The sequence below is a fragment of the Nocardiopsis chromatogenes YIM 90109 genome, assembly GCF_000341185.1.
In the GTDB taxonomy this organism is placed as follows: Bacteria; Actinomycetota; Actinomycetes; order Streptosporangiales; family Streptosporangiaceae; genus Nocardiopsis_A; species Nocardiopsis_A chromatogenes.
Genome location: NZ_ANBH01000350.1, coordinates 1 through 16,419, shown reverse-complemented (window position 1 = coordinate 16,419; position 16,419 = coordinate 1). Strand labels below are relative to the sequence as shown.

The 16,419-nt window shown below is 74.5% G+C and carries 15 protein-coding genes; 3 read left to right on the top strand and 12 right to left on the bottom strand.

Annotated features, from left to right (window positions below):
- Positions 1-13 precede the first annotated feature (13 nt).
- Positions 14-676, bottom strand: coding sequence for a hypothetical protein (locus D476_RS0130005; RefSeq protein ID WP_239648866.1), 663 nt, complete (start codon positions 674-676; stop codon positions 14-16).
- A 73-nt stretch (positions 677-749) separates the two neighbouring features.
- Entirely contained in the window at positions 750-1,703 is a 954-nt protein-coding gene (locus tag D476_RS0130000; RefSeq protein WP_026123986.1) for a GlxA family transcriptional regulator, read from the bottom strand.
- Positions 1,704-1,843: 140 nt separating this feature from the next.
- On the opposite strand from D476_RS0130000, the gene D476_RS0129995 reads away from it, so the two are divergent.
- The 3 genes from D476_RS0129995 to D476_RS0129985 all read left to right on the top strand — a co-directional run bounded on the left by D476_RS0129995 (position 1,844) and on the right by D476_RS0129985 (position 4,510).
- Positions 1,844-2,659, top strand: a complete 816-nt coding sequence (locus D476_RS0129995; protein ID WP_040728779.1) for a YqcI/YcgG family protein — start codon at positions 1,844-1,846, stop codon at positions 2,657-2,659.
- 62 nt (positions 2,660-2,721) lie between these two features.
- Positions 2,722-3,030, top strand: coding sequence for a cupin domain-containing protein (locus D476_RS0129990; protein WP_026123985.1), 309 nt, complete (start codon positions 2,722-2,724; stop codon positions 3,028-3,030).
- A 166-nt stretch (positions 3,031-3,196) separates the two neighbouring features.
- Positions 3,197-4,510, top strand: a complete 1,314-nt coding sequence (locus D476_RS0129985) for an APC family permease (protein WP_017627567.1) — start codon at positions 3,197-3,199, stop codon at positions 4,508-4,510.
- Here D476_RS0129985 and D476_RS0129980 read toward each other — a convergent pair.
- The 10 genes from D476_RS0129980 to D476_RS0129935 all read right to left on the bottom strand — a co-directional run bounded on the left by D476_RS0129980 (position 4,476) and on the right by D476_RS0129935 (position 15,983).
- Entirely contained in the window at positions 4,476-5,297 is an 822-nt protein-coding gene (locus D476_RS0129980; protein ID WP_017627566.1) for a glutamate ABC transporter substrate-binding protein, read from the bottom strand. The two genes, D476_RS0129985 and D476_RS0129980, sit on opposite strands and share 35 nt — an antisense overlap.
- A 19-nt stretch (positions 5,298-5,316) precedes the next feature.
- Complete coding sequence (locus D476_RS0129975) at positions 5,317-6,699, bottom strand: hypothetical protein (protein WP_017627565.1); 1,383 nt, start codon at positions 6,697-6,699, stop codon at positions 5,317-5,319.
- A 6-nt stretch (positions 6,700-6,705) separates the two neighbouring features.
- On the bottom strand, positions 6,706-7,404 hold the full coding sequence (locus D476_RS0129970; protein ID WP_017627564.1) for an FHA domain-containing protein: 699 nt from the start codon (positions 7,402-7,404) through the stop codon (positions 6,706-6,708).
- Positions 7,405-7,422: 18 nt separating this feature from the next.
- On the bottom strand, positions 7,423-8,745 hold the full coding sequence (locus D476_RS0129965) for a vWA domain-containing protein (protein ID WP_026123984.1): 1,323 nt from the start codon (positions 8,743-8,745) through the stop codon (positions 7,423-7,425).
- Positions 8,742-9,623 (bottom strand): PP2C family protein-serine/threonine phosphatase, encoded by an 882-nt coding sequence (locus D476_RS0129960; RefSeq protein WP_017627562.1) that lies wholly within the window; start codon positions 9,621-9,623, stop codon positions 8,742-8,744. The genes D476_RS0129965 and D476_RS0129960 overlap by 4 nt, the downstream gene beginning before the upstream one ends.
- Before the next feature lie 13 nt (positions 9,624-9,636).
- Entirely contained in the window at positions 9,637-11,853 is a 2,217-nt protein-coding gene (locus D476_RS0129955) for a serine/threonine-protein kinase (protein ID WP_017627561.1), read from the bottom strand.
- Positions 11,854-12,062: 209 nt separating this feature from the next.
- Positions 12,063-12,728 (bottom strand): response regulator, encoded by a 666-nt coding sequence (locus D476_RS0129950; protein WP_017627560.1) that lies wholly within the window; start codon positions 12,726-12,728, stop codon positions 12,063-12,065.
- Positions 12,729-12,782: 54 nt separating this feature from the next.
- Positions 12,783-13,952, bottom strand: a complete 1,170-nt coding sequence (locus D476_RS0129945; protein WP_017627559.1) for a sensor histidine kinase — start codon at positions 13,950-13,952, stop codon at positions 12,783-12,785.
- Positions 13,953-14,031: 79 nt separating this feature from the next.
- A complete protein-coding gene (locus D476_RS0129940; protein ID WP_020380513.1) occupies positions 14,032-14,598 on the bottom strand; it encodes an HdeD family acid-resistance protein in 567 nt (188 codons plus the stop codon).
- A 95-nt stretch (positions 14,599-14,693) separates the two neighbouring features.
- The gene (locus tag D476_RS0129935) at positions 14,694-15,983 is read right to left on the bottom strand and encodes a citrate synthase (protein ID WP_017627557.1); all 1,290 of its coding nucleotides are present in this window, start codon (positions 15,981-15,983) and stop codon (positions 14,694-14,696) included.
- Between the last annotated feature and the right edge of the window lie 436 nt (positions 15,984-16,419).

Genomic DNA, 16,419 nt, shown 5'->3' with positions numbered 1-16,419 from the left:
GCGCAGCAGACGTCTAAGCGCCAGCCTCCGGCCGCTCCTCCTCCGGATCCACCACCGACACCGTCGACCCCCTCGGCAGGTGCTCCAGCAGTTCCTCCCTCAGGGCCTCCGGGTCCGCCCACCGTGCGGATACCAGGGCCGCGTTCGTCCGGCCCGCGTCGGACTCGTCCGTCGCCTCCGCCGGGACGACCGCGTCCAGCCCCGGCACCGGCGGCTGGGCGGGCTCCACGACGTCGAAGGTGCCGAAGGGGCGCACTCTCGCGTTCTCGTCCGGGAACGCCTTCTCCGCTCCCGGTGCCGGGACGAGGGCTCCTTCCCTCAGGTCGGCCCAGGCCCCCTGCTCGCGCTCCTCCCCGAACACGCGCTGGAACCCCGCCAGCTCGTCCGGGTCGGCGGCGAGGACCCGGGGCCGCCCGCCCGCCACCCAGGCGTCGCGCACCTCGGCCACCAGCACCTCTTCGATGTCCGGGTGGCCGACCATGAACCCCTTCGCCGCGCCGGGGAGCCGGTGGGGGGCCACCACGACCAGGTCCGCCCACGGTTCACCGAAAGTTCGCCCGCCGCCCTGATCCGCCGTGACGGGTGGGGCGGTTGTGGCGGTGACGGCCAATGGGGCGGCGGCGAGTGCGAGGAGCGTGGGGACGGAACCGAGGACCGTGGTCAGCCGACTGCGCATGGACGGTATTGGACCATGTCAGGGACCAAACGGCGGGGGACGACACGGCCGGTGCCTCTCAGCGGGCCCCCACTCAGCAGTCCACCCCGCGCTCCCGGAACGCCGCCCGGTACTCCGTCGGGGTCACCCCCAGCATCCTGCCGAACGACCGGCGCATCGCCGCCGACGAGCCGAAACCGGCCTTGTGCGCGATCGCCTCCACCGGGTGGTCGGTGCCCTCCAGCAACTGCTGGGCCACCTGCACCCGCTGGTCGTGCAGCCAGCGCAGCGGGGTCGCCCCCGTCGCCTGCACGAACCTGCGGGCCAGCGTCCGCTCCGACATGCCCGCGCGGGCCGCCAGCTGGCGCACCGTCAGAGGCACGTGCAGGTTCTCCCTGGCCCAGGCCAGCGTCTCGGCGAAGGGGTCGCTTCCCGACACCGGCGCCTCGATGTACTGCCGCTGCGTCCCCGACCGGTGCGGCGGGGTCACCATCCGGCGCCCGATCTCCGCCGCCGCGTCCGCCCCGTGCGCGCCGCGCACCAGGTGCAGGCACAGGTCGATGCCGGCCGCGGTCCCCGCCGAGGTCCACAGGGTGCCGTCGTTGACGAACAGCGCCTCCTCCTCGACCACCGCGTCCGGGAAGCGTTTGCGCAGCTCCTCGATCCACATCCAGTGGGTGGTGGCCCGCCGCCCGTGCAGCAGCCCCGCCCGGCCCAGCGCGAACGCCGCCCCGCACAGCGCCGCGACCGGGGTCCCCGCCCGGTCCGCCGCGCGCAGGGCCGCCAGCAGCTCGGGCGGGTAGTCGAGCAGCGGGTCCGGCCCGCCCGGCACCACCACCAGGTCGGCCCCGGCGACCGCGTCCATGCCGTGGGTGGCGCGCACGCCCGCCCCGGGGTGGGCCGCGGCCGTCGCGCCCGCGACCCCGCAGCGCCGCAGCTCGAACCGGGGGACCCCGGCTCCGGTGCGGTCGATGCCCCACACCTCTGCCGACACTGCGTAGTCGAAGACACTCATACCGTTATAGATCAGTACGGATACGACACGCATGGCATGAATTGAAGCATGCCCGCCGTTTTTCCACTTTCCCGGCGTACCGGTAAAAGCGGAGCATCGATTCGGCCCCGACCGAACACACGCCCCGTTGCATACGGACCCCTGACCCCGGCACGAGGAGCGACATTCCCATCATGAGTGGCGCCATGTCGGCCCCCGTCACACCGCGGGCACCCCGCGACTGGAAACGCCGCGCCGAGGAGCTGTTCACCCGACGGCTGCTCGATGAGCGCTCCCCCTTCCCGTGCGTCTTCGGGGTGGACGCCCTCCGCCGCGGCACGCTGCGCTTCGCCTTCGTGGACGACACCGCGGAGGAGGCCCCGGGAGCACCGGCCCCGGGAGACGGCATGGACGCCGCGGCCCGCGGCACCGCGAAGGCCCTGGCCGACTATGCCGCCCGGGCGCCCTCCATAGGCCGCCGCACCTCCCTGGTCGTGGTCTACCGCGGCGCCCTGGGGCCGCACCCCGGCTCGGGCCCCGGCGCGCTGAAGGCCTACCGGGACCGGTTCTGGACCCTGCTCCAGCGGGTGCACACGCACGACACGCACCCCTGGCCGGACGGGATCCCCCGCGACCCCGAGTCCCCGAGCTGGGAGTTCTGCTTCGCCGGGACGCCCATGTTCGTGGTCGTCAACACCCCCGCCCACGAGCGCCGCCGCAGCCGCGGCTTCCCCTACTTCTGCATCACCTTCCAGCCCCGCTTCGTGTTCGAGGGCCTGGAGGGCTCCAGCGCCCAGGGCCGGAACGCGCGCCGCATCATCCGCGACCGGCTCGGCGCCTACGACGACGTCCCGCCCGCCCCCGTGCTCGGCGACTACGGAACCGCGGGCAACCGCGAATGGACCCAGTACTTCCTCGAAGAGGAGGAGGGGGCCGCCGTGCCCCCGCGTTGCCCCTTCTCCGTCCATGCACCCCGGGCGCCCGGCGCCCAGAGAGCAGGTGAAGGATGAGCGTCCGTTTCTCCGACCGCGTTGCCCCGTCCATCCCCGCCGAGATTTCCGATCTTCTTCCCATGCAAGGCAGCATCGAACTCCAGAACGACGGCCCCGGAAAAGTCCACCCCTGGCATTTCCACAGTCTGAAAGAGGAACTGTTCGTCGTCTCCGGAAAGGTGCTCCTGTTCTGGATCGACGGCGACGGCTACCACCAGCGGGCCTGCCGGTCCGGCACGCACATCGCGCTGCCCGCCGAGACCGTGCACGGCTCGGTGGCCGGGGCCGAGGGCGCCGTGTACATCATCAGCCCGGAGGGCGGGAGGACCGCCCTGACCACCTTCCTCGACAGCTCCGAGCACCCCCGGCCGGTTCCCGAGTTCGAGTAGCCGGGCGACCGCGCCCTCACAGACCGGCGGGTCCGCGCGACGAACCCCGGCCCGGCGCAAGGCGGGCGGCCCCCGAGCCCGCTCTGCGCCGCCCGCGCGGACCCGCCTCTTCCATTCCTCGGCCGACGACCCCCGGCCGACCCCGACGAGCGGGAAGAGGACCCACGTGAGCAGTACCCAGGACCCGCCGGCCGAGGCCGGCCGGCTCCGCGGCCACCTCCGCCTGCCCGGTGCGGTGGCGCTGGCCATCACCGTCGTGGTCGGCAGCGGCGCCCTGGTGCTGCCGGGCATCGTCTACGGGCGGGTGGGCGAGGCGGCGCTGTACACCTGGATCGCCGCGTCGGCCGCCGCCGTCCCGCTGCTCATCGTCTTCGCCCGGCTCGGCGCCGCCCACCCGGGCGCCGGGGGCGTGGCCGGGTTCGCCCAGGCCGCCTTCGGGCGGCACGCGGCGGCCGGGATGGAGGTGCTGGCGCTGGGCACCTTCGGGCTGGGCATCCCGGCGATCGCGCTGACCGGGGCGAACTACCTGACGGCGCTGCCCGGCCTGCAGGCGGTCCCGGCGACGGCCGCGGCCGCGGCGCTGCTGGCCGGTGCGGCCGGGGTGGTGGCCGCCGGGGTGAGCCTGTCGACCCGGGTGCAGGTGGTCCTCGCCCTGGTGCTGACCGTGATGCTGCTGTTCATCGGGGTGCTGGCGGTCGGCTCCGGTGAGCCGGTGCGCCACCTGCCGCCGCTGGAGCCGGGGGCGGTGGTCACCGGCGTGCTGGTGCTCGGCGCCGTCTTCTTCGCCTTCACCGGCTGGGAGATGCTCTCCTTCACCACCGAGGAGTACGCCGACCCCGAGCGCGACTTCCCGCGCGTGGTGGTGATCAGCTTCGTCATCGTCGTGGTGATGTACCTGCTGCTCGCGCTGGGGGTGCAGACCCTGCTGGCGCGCGGCGACACCGACGCGCTGGCGGCGCCGGTGGGCGCGCTGGTCGCCGAGGCGGTGTCGCCCGGCGCGGCCGGGGTGGTGGCGGTGCTGGGCGTGGTGATCATCGCGGCCAACCTGATCGGCGCGGTGTGGGGCGCCTCCCGCCTGGTCATGTCGAGCGCCCGGGAGGGGCTGCTGCCGCGCCCGCTGGCGCGCCTGGGCGGATCGGCGCAGCCGCGCCGCGCCGTGGCCGCCGCGCTGGCCGGGTTCCTGGCGGTGCTGGCGGCGAACGGGTCGGGGCTGCTGTCGCTGGCGGAGCTGCTCACCATCGCCGGGCAGAACTTCTTCCTGATGTACCTGGTGTGCGCCGCGGCCTACGCCCGGCTGTTCCGGGGCGGGCACCGGGTGTTCGGGGCCGCGGTCACGGCGGTGCTGGGCGGGGTGGCGGTGTTCTCGTTCGGCCCCTGGCAGCTGGCCTACTGCGGTGCACTGCTGGCCGCGGGGGCCGGGGTGTGGGCGCTGCGCTCGCGCGGGCTCACCCGCACCCCGCGAACTGGGGAACGCTCGTGACCAGGTCCAGGCCGGTGTCGCCGAACCAGCGGTCCAGCAGCTCCTCGGCGGTGCCGTCCTGGTACATGAGGGTGAGCGCCCGGTTGACCTCCTCGCACCCGGCGACGTCCTCCAGGGCGATGCCCACCCCGTACCGCTCGTCGGTGAAGGGGGCGTTGACCAGGCGCAGCCCCTCGGGGTCCCCGGCCAGGTACCCGGCGAGGATGAGGTCGTCCGTGGTGACGGCGTCCACCTCCCCCTCCAGCAGCGGTGCGATGCAGTCGCCGTAGGCGGGCTCCTCCCGCAGCTCGGCGGCGATGCCCTTCTCCTCGATGACCCGGTCGGCCGAGTTCGACCCCTCGCCCTGGCACAGGGTGCGCCCTTCGAGGTCGCGCACGCCCTCCACGCCCTCCTCGTCCGCGCGCACCAGGATGTCCTGGTGGGCGACGTAGTAGGGGCCGCCGAAGCCGACCAGGCTCCTGCGCTCCTCGGTGATGGAGTAGGTGGCGAACACCAGGTCCACCTCGCCCGAGGTGAGCACGTCCTCGCGCTGGGCGGAGGTGACGGCGGTGAACTCCACGTCCTCCTCGGCCACGCCCAGGTGCTCGGCGACGTACAGCGCCACGTCCACGTCGAACCCCTCGAACCGGCCCTGGCCGGTGCGCAGCCCCAGTCCGGGCTGGTCCGGTTTGACCCCGATCACCAGGGTGTCGGCGCCGGTGACCGACGCCGGCCCGCCCAGCGCCGCCGCGCACCCGGCGGCGGGCGCCACGGCGAGAAGGAGCAGCAGCGCGGCCGTCCTGTTCATCGGTGCCTCCTCAGCGGTATCACCGGTACTCCGCCAGGCGCGGGTAGATCCCGGCGGCGACCAGCACCGCCAGCACGGCGGCCGCCGCGGGCAGCCCCCAGTCCCATCCGGCGAGCCCGCGGTCCCCGGCCTCGACGGCCTGCTCGTAGTTGCGCCCGTGGGTGTCCTTGAGCTCCACGACGGCCGCGTCGAACTCCTCATAGGCGCTCTGCACCTCGCCCACCCGCGCCTGGACGGCGGCGCCCGTCCCGTCCTCGGCGGCGGTGCGGCGCAGCTCCCAGTCGGCCTGAGTGAAGGCGCGGTAGGCCTGCAGCACGTCGTCGACCTCGGTGGTGCGGCCCTGGTCGGCGAGTTCGGCGGCCTCCCGGCCGAGGATGCCGAGCATGTCCTCGCCTTCGGGGTACGCGCCGACCGCCCGGTCCACGCCGTCGTAGTAGTCGGCGAGGTCGTCGCCCTCCACGTACAGCAGGGAGCGCGCGTTCTGCAGGTACACCTGCTCGTAGGTGTCGGCGCCCTCCCCGTCCAGCAGGAAGCGGCTCTGGTCGCCGTTCATGCCGGTGCACACGGCCCGCACCCGCGACAGGGCGAGCAGCGGGTCCAGGCCCTCCTCCTTGGCCTGGCGCATACGTTCGGCCTGGAGGACCAGCACCCCGGCGGCGGCGACGGTGAGCACCGCCGCCCCCGCCACGGCGGCGGCGAGGGCGGGGTTGAGGATGCGTCTGAAGCGCGCGGCCGCCTCGTGGTGGGTCCACAGCAGGGCGGCGACGGCGAGCAGGCCCGCGCCGCCGGTGAGCCCGGCCCACAGCAGCACCGACGCGCGCTTGTCCTCGTAGGTGGCGCGCACGGTGGCGCCGCTGTCCAGGGTGAGGTTGTAGGCCTTGGGGAGCAGCTCCAGCCGCATGAGGTCGGTGGCCTCGCGGTAGAGCTCCACGGTCTCCTCGGGCGGGTCGGGGGCCGCGTCCTGCTGGGCCAGCACCCGGGCCTCGGTGACGAGGCGCTGGTAGGCCACCAGGCCGCGGACGACCTCGCGGACGTTGCGCTCCTCGGCCGGGTCGCCCTCGGCGAGCTGGGCGGCCTGGACGACGGCACGCCCGGCTTCGTCGCGCCGCGCGTCGTAGGCCTGCCGCGCGCGCTCGGCGTCCTCCTCGCTGCGCTGCCAGACCAGCAGCATGGTGGCGGTCTGGGCGTCCATGTCGCTCAGCGCGTAGTACAGGTCGCCGGAGGCCGCGACCTTGGCCCCGGCGCCGTGCCCGATCACGGCGAAGCCTTCGCGGGCGTGCTCCGTGCCGACGGCCGCCGCCGCGAACAGCAGCCCGACGGCGGCCAGGGCGGCGGCCGCCGCCCTGCGCAGCCGCCCCGGGGTGGTGGCGGGCCGGAGCCTCACGAAGCCGGGCAGGCGCATCCCCGCTCACCCCTTCTGGAGCGTGATGACGGTCCACGCGCCCACGTAGACCCGGTCCCCGTCGCGGACCGCGTACTCGTGGTGCGGGGTGATGGGGGCGTCGGTGCCGTTGATGGTCGTGCCGTTGGTGGCCCCCAGGTCGACGATGACCCACGCGCCTCCGGGGCGGGCCAGGAGGACGGCGTGGCGGTGCGACACCGCCACGTCCTCCGGCGGCCCGCCCAGGTCGATCTCGGGCAGGATGCCCCGGCGCTGGCTCCGGCGGCCGATGTGCACCTCGGGCTTGTTCAGGGGCACCCGCCGCACCTGGGTCCGCGCGGGGAAGGGGAAGGCGAGCGCCTCGGGGTCGAGCATCCCCCGGTCGGCCATGGCCTGGTAGACCGCCGGGTCGGCGGTGACGACGGCCCGCCACAGCCCCGGCATGGAGGTGGGGGCCGAGGACGCGGACGCGGTGCCGGTGCGGCGCCCGCGCCCGGGACCGGGGCCGGGCGCGGGCAGGCTCCCGGGCTGGGTGGTGTCGCCGAGGGCGAAGTCGTGGCCGCACTCCTCGCAGAAGCGGCCCGCCCGCGGCGTGGCGCAGTTCGGGCAGGGCTGGGGGGCCTGCCCGGGTCCGCGCCGGTCGGGCGCGCGCGGCTCCATGCGCACGCCGCACACGTCGCAGTAGTCCTGCGCCGCCGAGTCGTGCCCGGCGGGGCATCTTGCCATGGGGCGGTCCTTCCTCGCTCAGTCGCCGCCGGTGCCGGGGGCGGCGCCGCCCCCGCGCCCGCGGGTCCGGACGGTCCTGGTCGAGTAGGTGTCCAGGGTCATCTCGTCGGCCTTGTCCACGGCCGGGCGGAGGCGGACGGTGCCGGTGGCCGGGTCGACGATGTCGACGACCCGGCGCAGCAGCTCGGCGGTGACCTCGTTGCCGCCCTCGTGGGCCAGGGCCACCGCCCGGCCCAGGCGCGCGGTGGCGGTCTCGGCGTCGCCCTCCCGGCGCGCCCGCAGCCCGTCCTGGATGGCGCGGGACAGCTCGGCCTGGCCGGTGTAGTGCGCCACCCGGGGGTTGATCTCGGTGGCGCGCGCCTCGTCCTCGGTCCATTCGGCGAGGACGTTGCCGGAGGCCAGCACCTCCGCGTCCGCGGCGGGGGCGATGAGCTTGACCCAGCCCGCGCGCATCTGGCGGCCCGGCTCCCCGGTGGGGACGCGCACGCACAGGTGGTACTCGCGGCTCTCCTGGCCCCAGGAGCCGAGGGGGTAGTCGCGGCTCTGCGGGCCGCTGGGGGTGCCGCGCCCGGTGAGGTCCTCCACCGAGGGCGCCACCTGCTTGAGGAAGCGCACCTCGGCCAGCTTGGGGGTCCACAGCCGCAGCGCCACGTCGGCGGTGGACTTGCCCATGGCGCGCGCGGTCATGCGGCGGAAGTCCTCGGCCATCCTGTCGGGGCTGCGGATGATGCCGACGTCGCCCAGGAGGGCCGAGGAGAGCCGCCGCATCTCCTCGACCTGCCAGTCGGTGCCCACCCCGCGGCAGTCGCACACGAACCTGCCGACGCACCGCCGGAGCACGGCCTCGAAGTGTTCGGGGGTCTCGTTGTTCTGCCCGTCGGTGAGGAGGATGGCGTGCTTGAGGGCGCCCTCCTCGAAGGGGGCGAACAGCTCCGAGGCCAGGGCGAGCCAGGTGCCCATGCGGGTGCCGCCGTCGGCTTCCAGTCCCCCGATGGCGGCGCGCGCCTCCGCTCGGGTGCGCTCCCCGGCGGGCACGAGCGCCCTGCCGGGCGGGTAGACCATGCGCGCGGTCCCGGTCCCGCTCACGATGCCGAAGTGCACCCCGTCCCGCAGGGTGTCGACGGCGGCGCGCGCCGCGCGCTTGGCGGCGGCCATCTTCTCCCCGTACATGGACCCCGAGGCGTCGACGATGACGACCTCGGCGGCGGGGGCGGCGGGCACGGCTCCGGCCGACGGCCCTGCGCCGCCCTGGGAGGCGACCGTGATGACGGCGTGCACCTCGGTACCGCCCAGCGGCAGGTAGGGGTTCTGGTCCACGCCGACCCGGAAACCTGTGCTCATACGGCCATCACCACCACGGTCACGTTGTCGCTGCCGCCCGCCTCCAGTGCCGCCTCCACCGCCGCCCGCGCCGCCGCGGCCGGGTCCCGCTCGGCGCCCGGCAGAAGCGCGGCGAGGTCCTCGGCGGCAGGGGCGTAGTTCCACAGCCCGTCGGTGCACAGCACGACGGCGCCGGGCCCCTGGAGGGCGACGGTGGACACGTGCCCCTCCACCTCGCCCGAGTCGGCACCCAGCCAGGCGGTGATGGCGTGCGCGTAGAGGGAGTTCTCGGCCTCCTCCTCGCTGAGCACCCCGCCCTCGACCATCGCCGCGCTCCAGGAGTCGTCCCGGGTGAGCAGCCGCGCCGGGCCGGGCGCCCCGGCGCCGGGGATCCAGTAGGCACGGCTGTCGCCGATCCACGCGACGGTGACCGGCCCGCCGCCTTCGGGCATGCACGCCGCCACGTAGGTGCAGGCCGGAGCCCCGGACGCGTCGGCGAGCGCGGCCACCGCCCCGGCGGCCCGGGTCATCCCGGCGGCCGCCGCCTCGCCCGCGGGGGCGCCCTCGCGCAGCGCGCGTGCGGTCTCGGCGGCCCCGGTCTCGGCGGCGACGAGGGCGGCGTCGTCGGAGCGCGGCGCGGAGGACACCCCGTCGCACACCACGCCGACCAGCGCGGGCGAGCGGGCGCCGGGGGTGAGCAGCGCCATGGCGTCCTCGTTGCGGCGGTGGCGCAGGCCGATGTCGCTGACCCCGGCGAGGGGGCCGAGCGCGGCCTCGACGCGGTCCCGGCCGCCGCCGGGGTCCTCGGTGGGCACCGGGGTCAGGCGCAGCCCGCAGTTCTCGCAGTAGTCGTCGCCGCCGCCGATCGGATCGGCGCAGGCCGGACAGGTCGTCAGCACCGCCCACCCCCCGTCATGTCCATGTCCTCACCCGGCGCGCGTTGGCCCGGTCGACGAAGGCGCGCCGCCGGTCCGGATCGAGGGCGGTGCGGGCCAGCGCCCTGAAGGTGCGCTCCAGGTTTCCGCGCAGCCCCTCCTCGTCCATGGGGGCGCCCAGGAGTTCGGTCCCGGGCGGGGGCGCGCCGCCGCCCAGCACCCATTCGAGGGCCGCCTCCAGTACCCGGGCGCGCAGCCGGAGCGTGGCCGCGCCCTGCCCGGCGGCCCGCTCCAGCCGGGCCCCGGCCGCCCCCAGGTCGGCGGCGGACAGGTCGGCGGGGCGGCCGCGGACCTGGGCGCCGACGGCCGCGGTCTGCGCGGCCACGTGCAGGCTGGACAGCTCGGGGACGGTGTCGAGCACCTCCACCGCCGCGCCGCGCTCGCCGCGCCCCAGCCGGATGCGGGCCAGCGCGAAGGCGGCGCTGACGTAGGAGCGGTCGGTCCTCCACACGGCCTCCAGGCGCTCCTCGGCCTCCTCGGGGCGGCCGCCGGCCTCCAGGGCGGCGGCCAGGCCGAGCTTGGGGGCGGCCTCGCCGGGCAGGTGGCCGTAGAGCTCGTCGAAGCGCTCCCGGGCGCCGTCGGCGTCCCCGTCGCCCAGCGCCTTGAGGGCCAGGTACCAGTAGGTGCGCCAGTCCCCCGGCATCTGCGCGGCGAACCCCTCCAGGACGGTCCCGGCCTCGTCGCCGCGCCCGGCGAGGATGAGGGCGCGGGCGAGCATCAGGCGGGTCTCCGGGCTGGGGGACGGCGCCGCACGCAGGGTCGCCGCGAGTTCCTCGGGGCGGACCGCGGACAGGCCGCCGAGGAGCCCGGCCGCCGGGTCGACGGGGTCGACCAGGGGCGTGGGCAGGATGGCGACGGTCTCCGCCGGGTCGGGGCGGCGCAGCAGAAGGTCGGGGTCGGCGGAGGCGGCGGCGCCCGCGGCGTGGGCGAGGAACCGCTCGGGGCCGAAGAGCGCGGAGGGCCCGGGGTGGGGCTCGCCCTCGTCCTTGGAGAGCACCTCCCGCAGCACGCCGGTGAGCTGTTCGGACATGTCGGCGGCGTCGTGGAAGCGCGCGTCGGGCTCGATGTGGGTGGCCCGTTCCAGGAACCGGCGGTAGGACTCGTACTCGGCGAGGACCGGCGCCTCGGCGGGGTCGGGCAGGGAGTGCGGGTACCGCTTGCCGAAGCTGAACCGGAAGCTCAGCACCGCCATGGTCCGCCCCACCGTGTACAGGTCGGAGCTGACCGTGGGGCCCAGCTCGCGCAGCTCCCGCTCGGGCACCCGGTAGCCGGGGGTGGTGTAGACGGGGGTGAGGGCGTCCTCGGCGCGGCGCACCCCGCCCAGGTCGAGGAGCTTGATCTGCTCTTCGCTCTGGATGACGTTGTCGGGCTTGAAGTCGCAGTAGAGCAGCCCTTTGCCGTGCAGGTAGCCCAGCGCCCGCAGCACCTCCAGGGCGTAGGCGATGACCTGGGCGACGGGCAGGCCGGCGTCGCGGCCGCTCCGCCGCCGGTCGGCGATCAGGTCGCGCAGGGACTTGCCGCCGACGTACTCCATGACGATGTGCCCGGCGGGCACGCCGGTGCGCGGGTCGGGGTACTGCACGAAGTTGTAGATCTTGACGATGTTGGGGTGCTCGACCTCGGCGAGGAAGGAGCGCTCGGCGGCGGCGGTCTTGTGCGCCTCGGCGTCGCCGCTGTTGAGCAGGCCCTTGAGCACCACCCAGCGGTCGCTGACGTTGTGGTCGCGGGCCAGGTAGATCCAGCCGAGGCCGCCGTGGGCCAGGCAGCCCAGCACCTCGTACTGCCCGGCGACCAGGTCGCCCTTGCGGAGCTTGGGGACGAAGGAGTACTCGGTGCCGCAGCCGGGGCAGTAGCCCTCGGTGCGGCCGGGGCGGCCGCCGCGGGAGCGGCCCACCTTCTCCCCGCAGCCGCCGCAGTACCGGTTCCTCTCCGCGACGGCGGGGTCGGACATGACGGCGGTGGCGGGGTCGCGGTAAGGCACCGGCGGCACCTGGACCATGCCCAGCCCGAGCATGCCGCGGCGGCTGGAGCCGGAGCGGCGGCTCACCCGCCCGGAGGGGGCCGAGACCCCGCGCGGGGAGGGGTGCGACGGGGTGGGCGAGGGGGTGGGCGTGGGCACGGGCGCGAGGCCGCATACCGAGCAGAAGCCGTCCTCGACGGCGCCGCCGCACCCGGGGTCGGTGCACTGGTTCATGGTCCCGTTCCGCCGCTCCTCCCGTCGTCGACGAGGGCGACCGGGGCGCGTTCGCGCACGCGGAGCACGGCGTCCGGGCCGCGGGTGTCCGCCACCGTATGCCCCACCCCCTAGGGTGCGCCGCGTCCCCCGTCCTCCGAGTTTCGGGCAGCCGTGCGCTGCGCGACAAGGGAGCCCGGGACCTTCGGCCGTGTCCGGCCAGGGAGGGTTCAGGCGAGCCAGCCGGGGCGCACCAGCCCGGACTCGTAGGCGATCACCACGAGCTGGGCGCGGTCGCGCGCGCCGAGCTTGGCCAGCACCCGGCTCACGTGGGTCTTGGCGGTGGCGGGGCTGACCACCAGGCGCCGGGCCAGCTCCTCGTTGGTCAGACCGGCGGCGACGGCGGCCAGCACCTCGCGCTCGCGCTCGGTGAGGCCGTTCAACCGGGGCTCGGGCGGGGGCTCCTTGAGGCGCCCGGCGAACTCGGAGATGAGCCGCCGGGTCACCGAGGGGGCCAGCAGCGCGTCGCCGCGGGCGGCCACCCGCACCCCGTGGATCAGCTCCATCGGCTCGGTGTCCTTGACCAGGAACCCCGACGCGCCCGCCTTCAGCGCGCCGTAGACGTACTCGTCGAGGTCGAAGGTGGTGAGGATGACGACCTTGGTCGCGCTCAGCCGCTCGTCGGCGGCGATCCGCCGGGTGGCCTCCAGGCCGTCGGTGCCGGGCATCCGGATGTCCATGAGGACGACGTCGGGCCGCTCGCGGGCCGCCAGGGCGACGGCCTCGGCGCCGTCCCCGGCCTCGGCCACCACCTCGATGTCGTCCTCGCCTTCGAGCATCGACCGGAACCCGGCGCGCACCAGGGTCTGGTCGTCGGCGATGGCGACCCTGATCATGGGCGTCCCCCTGTCGTCGTCGGGCCCGGGGCCGCCGGGCGCACCGTCTTCCTATCAGGCGCCCGGCCCGCGCGGGACCCTGGCGGTGACGGCGAATCCGCCGCCGGGGCGGGGTCCGGCCGCGAACGCTCCGCCGAGCGCGGCCGCGCGCTCGCGCATGCCGCGCAGGCCGTTGCCCTCGCGGGGCTCCTCCCCGCCGCCGCGGCCGTCGTCGTCGACCTCCACCTCGATCGCCTCGCCGTCGTCGGCGACGCACACGCGCACCTTGTGCGCCCCGGAGTGCCGCAGGGCGTTGGTGAGCGCCTCCTGGACGATCCGGTAGACGGCCAGGGCGGTGGGGGCGGGCACGTCCGCGGTGCCGCGGGCGTCCAGACCGGCGGTGTCCAGCTCCACGTCGAGGCCGGAGGCCCGGGTGTGCTCGACCAGGTCGGGGAGGCGGTCGAGGGTGGGCGCCGGTGCGGCCGGGGCCCGGCCGGGTCCGGTGTGCTCCTCGTCGACCTGCCGCAGGGCGCCCAGGGTCGCGCGCAGCTCGCGCAGGGTCTCCTTGCTGGCGCCGCGGATGGCCTCCAGCGCGCGGAAGGCGTCCTCGGGGTCGCGGCGGTGGGCGGCGGCCCCGGCCTGCACGTTGATCAGCGAGATGTTGTGGGCGACCACGTCGTGCAGCTCGCGGGCGATGCGCAGGCGCTCCTCGGTGGCCCGGCGCCGGGCCTCCTCCTCGCGGCCGCGCTCGGCCTCGGCGGCGCGCTGCTCGACCTCGCGCAGGTAGGCGTTGCGGTTGCGGACGCTCTCGCCGACGGCGAAGATCACGATCAGCCAGGCGACGACGGCGAGCGCGCGCCACAGGTCGAACGACAGGCCCTCTCCGACGAGGACCGCGCCCAGGGCCACCAGGACCGAGGTGGCCACCCCGGAGCGGTTGCTCACCGCCGCCAGCCGGACGACGGTGACCAGCAGGAGCATCCAGGCCATCCACCCGTCGGAGGCGCTGACCATGTAGTACAGCACCATGGCGGCCGGGGCGACGACGGCCGTGAGGTAGGGCAGGCGGCTGACGAACCCCAGGGACGCCGCGCCGACGGACAGCAGCACCAGCGCGGGCACCGATACGGGTATGCCGCGCTCGGCGGCGAACAGGGGCTCGGAGACGAGCAGCACGGCCCCGGTGAACAGGGCGAGCGCGGCGTCCAGCCGCCACCCCGCGAGCCGGGGCAGGTGTGTCCTCATGGGTTCATCCTGCCCGCTCGGCGGCGGCCCGGTCATACCCCCGGGGTCGACAACGGGCGTACGACCCCGGGGGGACGCCTCACGCCGACGCCATCGACCGCAGGCGCAGCGACAGCACGATGAACACGGCGCCGAACAGGATCGCGTAGACGCCGATGATCAGCGCGATGGCCACGGCGCCCTGCAGCGGCCAGAACCAGATCAGCAGGCCGAAGCAGACCGACAGCGCGCCGCCGAGGATGTACAGCCACTCGCCGGAGATCTCCTTGCGCAGCCGCACGGCGGTGACGATCTCGACGATGCCGGTGAACACCGCCCAGGCGCCGATCAGGATGGTGAGCACGATGACCGTGGCCAGCGGCCAGAGCAGCGCCACCACGCCGAGCAGCACCCCCAGGACGGCCTCCACCACCAGCGGGGTGCGGTCGCTCCCGGAGGTGCGGAAGGCGAGCACCCCGGCGAAGACCCCGTCCACCAGCGCGTAGGCGCCGAACAGGATGGCCAGCGCCACCGCGGTGATGCCGGGCCAGAACACCGCGAGCACGCCGAACAGGACGGCCAGCGCGCCGCGGACGGTCAGCACCCACCAGTGCCGGGTCATGTAGTCGAGCATGCCCTTGGCGTTCCCCGCCGCACCGGGGAGCATTACCGAACGAAGGGCAATTTTCACGCAAAGTGACGATGCGTGGGGCGAAAGAGGCGGGCCCGGCGGTCCCGGGCCCGCCGCGGGGAGCGGACGCCTCACCCCTGCGCCGGGTAGGGGCGCTCCGCGGGGCCGACGTAGAGCTGCCGCGGCCGCGCGATGCGCGTGGCCGGGTCCTTGCGCTGCTCCCGCCAGTGCGCGATCCAGCCGGGCAGCCGGCCGATGGCGAACAGGACGGTGAACATGTTGGTCGGGAAGCCCATCGCCCGGTAGATGACGCCGCTGTAGAAGTCGACGTTGGGGTAGAGCTTGCGCTCGGTGAAGTAGGGGTCGGCCAGCGCCTTGCGCTCCAGCTCCAGGGCGAGCTGGAAGAGCTCGTCGGGGCGCTCCTGGCGGGCCAGGATGTCGGCGGCCAGGCCCTTGATCTCCCGGCTGCGCGGGTCGAAGTTCTTGTAGACCCGGTGCCCGAAGCCCATGAGCCGGGTCTCCTTGGCCTTGACCTTCTCCAGGAAGGCGTCGACGTCGCCGCCCATACCCCGGATCTCCTCCAGCATCTCCAGGACGGCCTGGTTGGCGCCGCCGTGCAGCGGGCCGAACAGGGCGTTGACGCCGGCCGAGACCGAGCCGTAGATGTCGGCGTCGGAGGAGCCCACCACGCGCACGGTGGCGGTGGAGCAGTTGAGCTCGTGGTCGGCGTGCAGGAGAAGGAGGAGGTCGAGCGCCTTGGTGTACAGGGCGTCCAGCTCGGCGTCCCCGGTGCCCTCACCGAAGAGCATGGCCAGGAAGTTCTCGACGTAGTCGCGCGCCGGGTCCGGGGCGATGGGCTCGGAGCCGGAGGTACGCCGGTGGATGTGGGCCGCGATCGTCGGCAGCTTGGCCAACAGCCGGATCGTGGCGGTCTCGACCTGCTCGTCGTCGGCGGGGTCGACGCTGTCGTCGTAGTAGGCCGCCAGCGTGTTGACCGCCGCCGCGAGCAGGGTCATCGGGTGCCCGTTGCGCGGCAGCGCGTCGAGCAGCGTGCGCATCTCTTCGGGGATCTGGGCGTTCGTCCGCAGCAGGTCGGCGAAGTCCTTCAGCTCCCCGGCGGAGGGCAGCGCGCCGCGGATCACCAGGTAGGCGACCTCCAGGAACGAACTGTGCTGCGCCAGGTCCTGGATGGGGTAGCCGCGGTAGCGGAGGATGCCCGCGGCGCCGTCGATGTAGGTGATCTCCGAGCGGCAGGAGGCGGTGTTGCCGAAACCGGGGTCGAGCGTCGTCATCCCGGTGCCCGAGAGCAGCGCCTTGACGTCGATGGCCCGTTCGCCCTCGGTGCCGGTCTGCAGCGGGAAGGTCTGGTCCCCGCCGTCGTACCGCAGCTCCACCGTGCGCCCTTTGCCGTCTTCACTCATGCCCGAGCCAACCTTTCAAGCCTTCCAGGCGGGGTGCGGGGGCGTGTGCCGGGGTACCGGCCACGCTGTGGGGTACTGACTTTGTTCGGTTTTATTAAACTCCAGTGAAGTAAAATCATACAATTCTCACGCATTAACGAACAGGTGACCTGGGACACACGAGAAGAGCTCCGCGACTTCGTCCGACCGTCAAAAAACACGGTTTTTCACGGACGCAGAGCCTCGACCCCGTCACCGCCCGGGAACAGGGATGTTCCCCGGACGGCGCCGCACCCGACCCGGCCGCCCCTGTGAAACTTCCCACGACCGGCCTATTCGACGATGGCCGTTCGGAATCGTGATGATTCCGTACGCCATTCGTCTCTGTTCTTGTCATTCGCCGGTGTCGACGCCTCCGGCGAGCAGGGGCTCCATCACCAGGCCCGGGTGCTCGCGC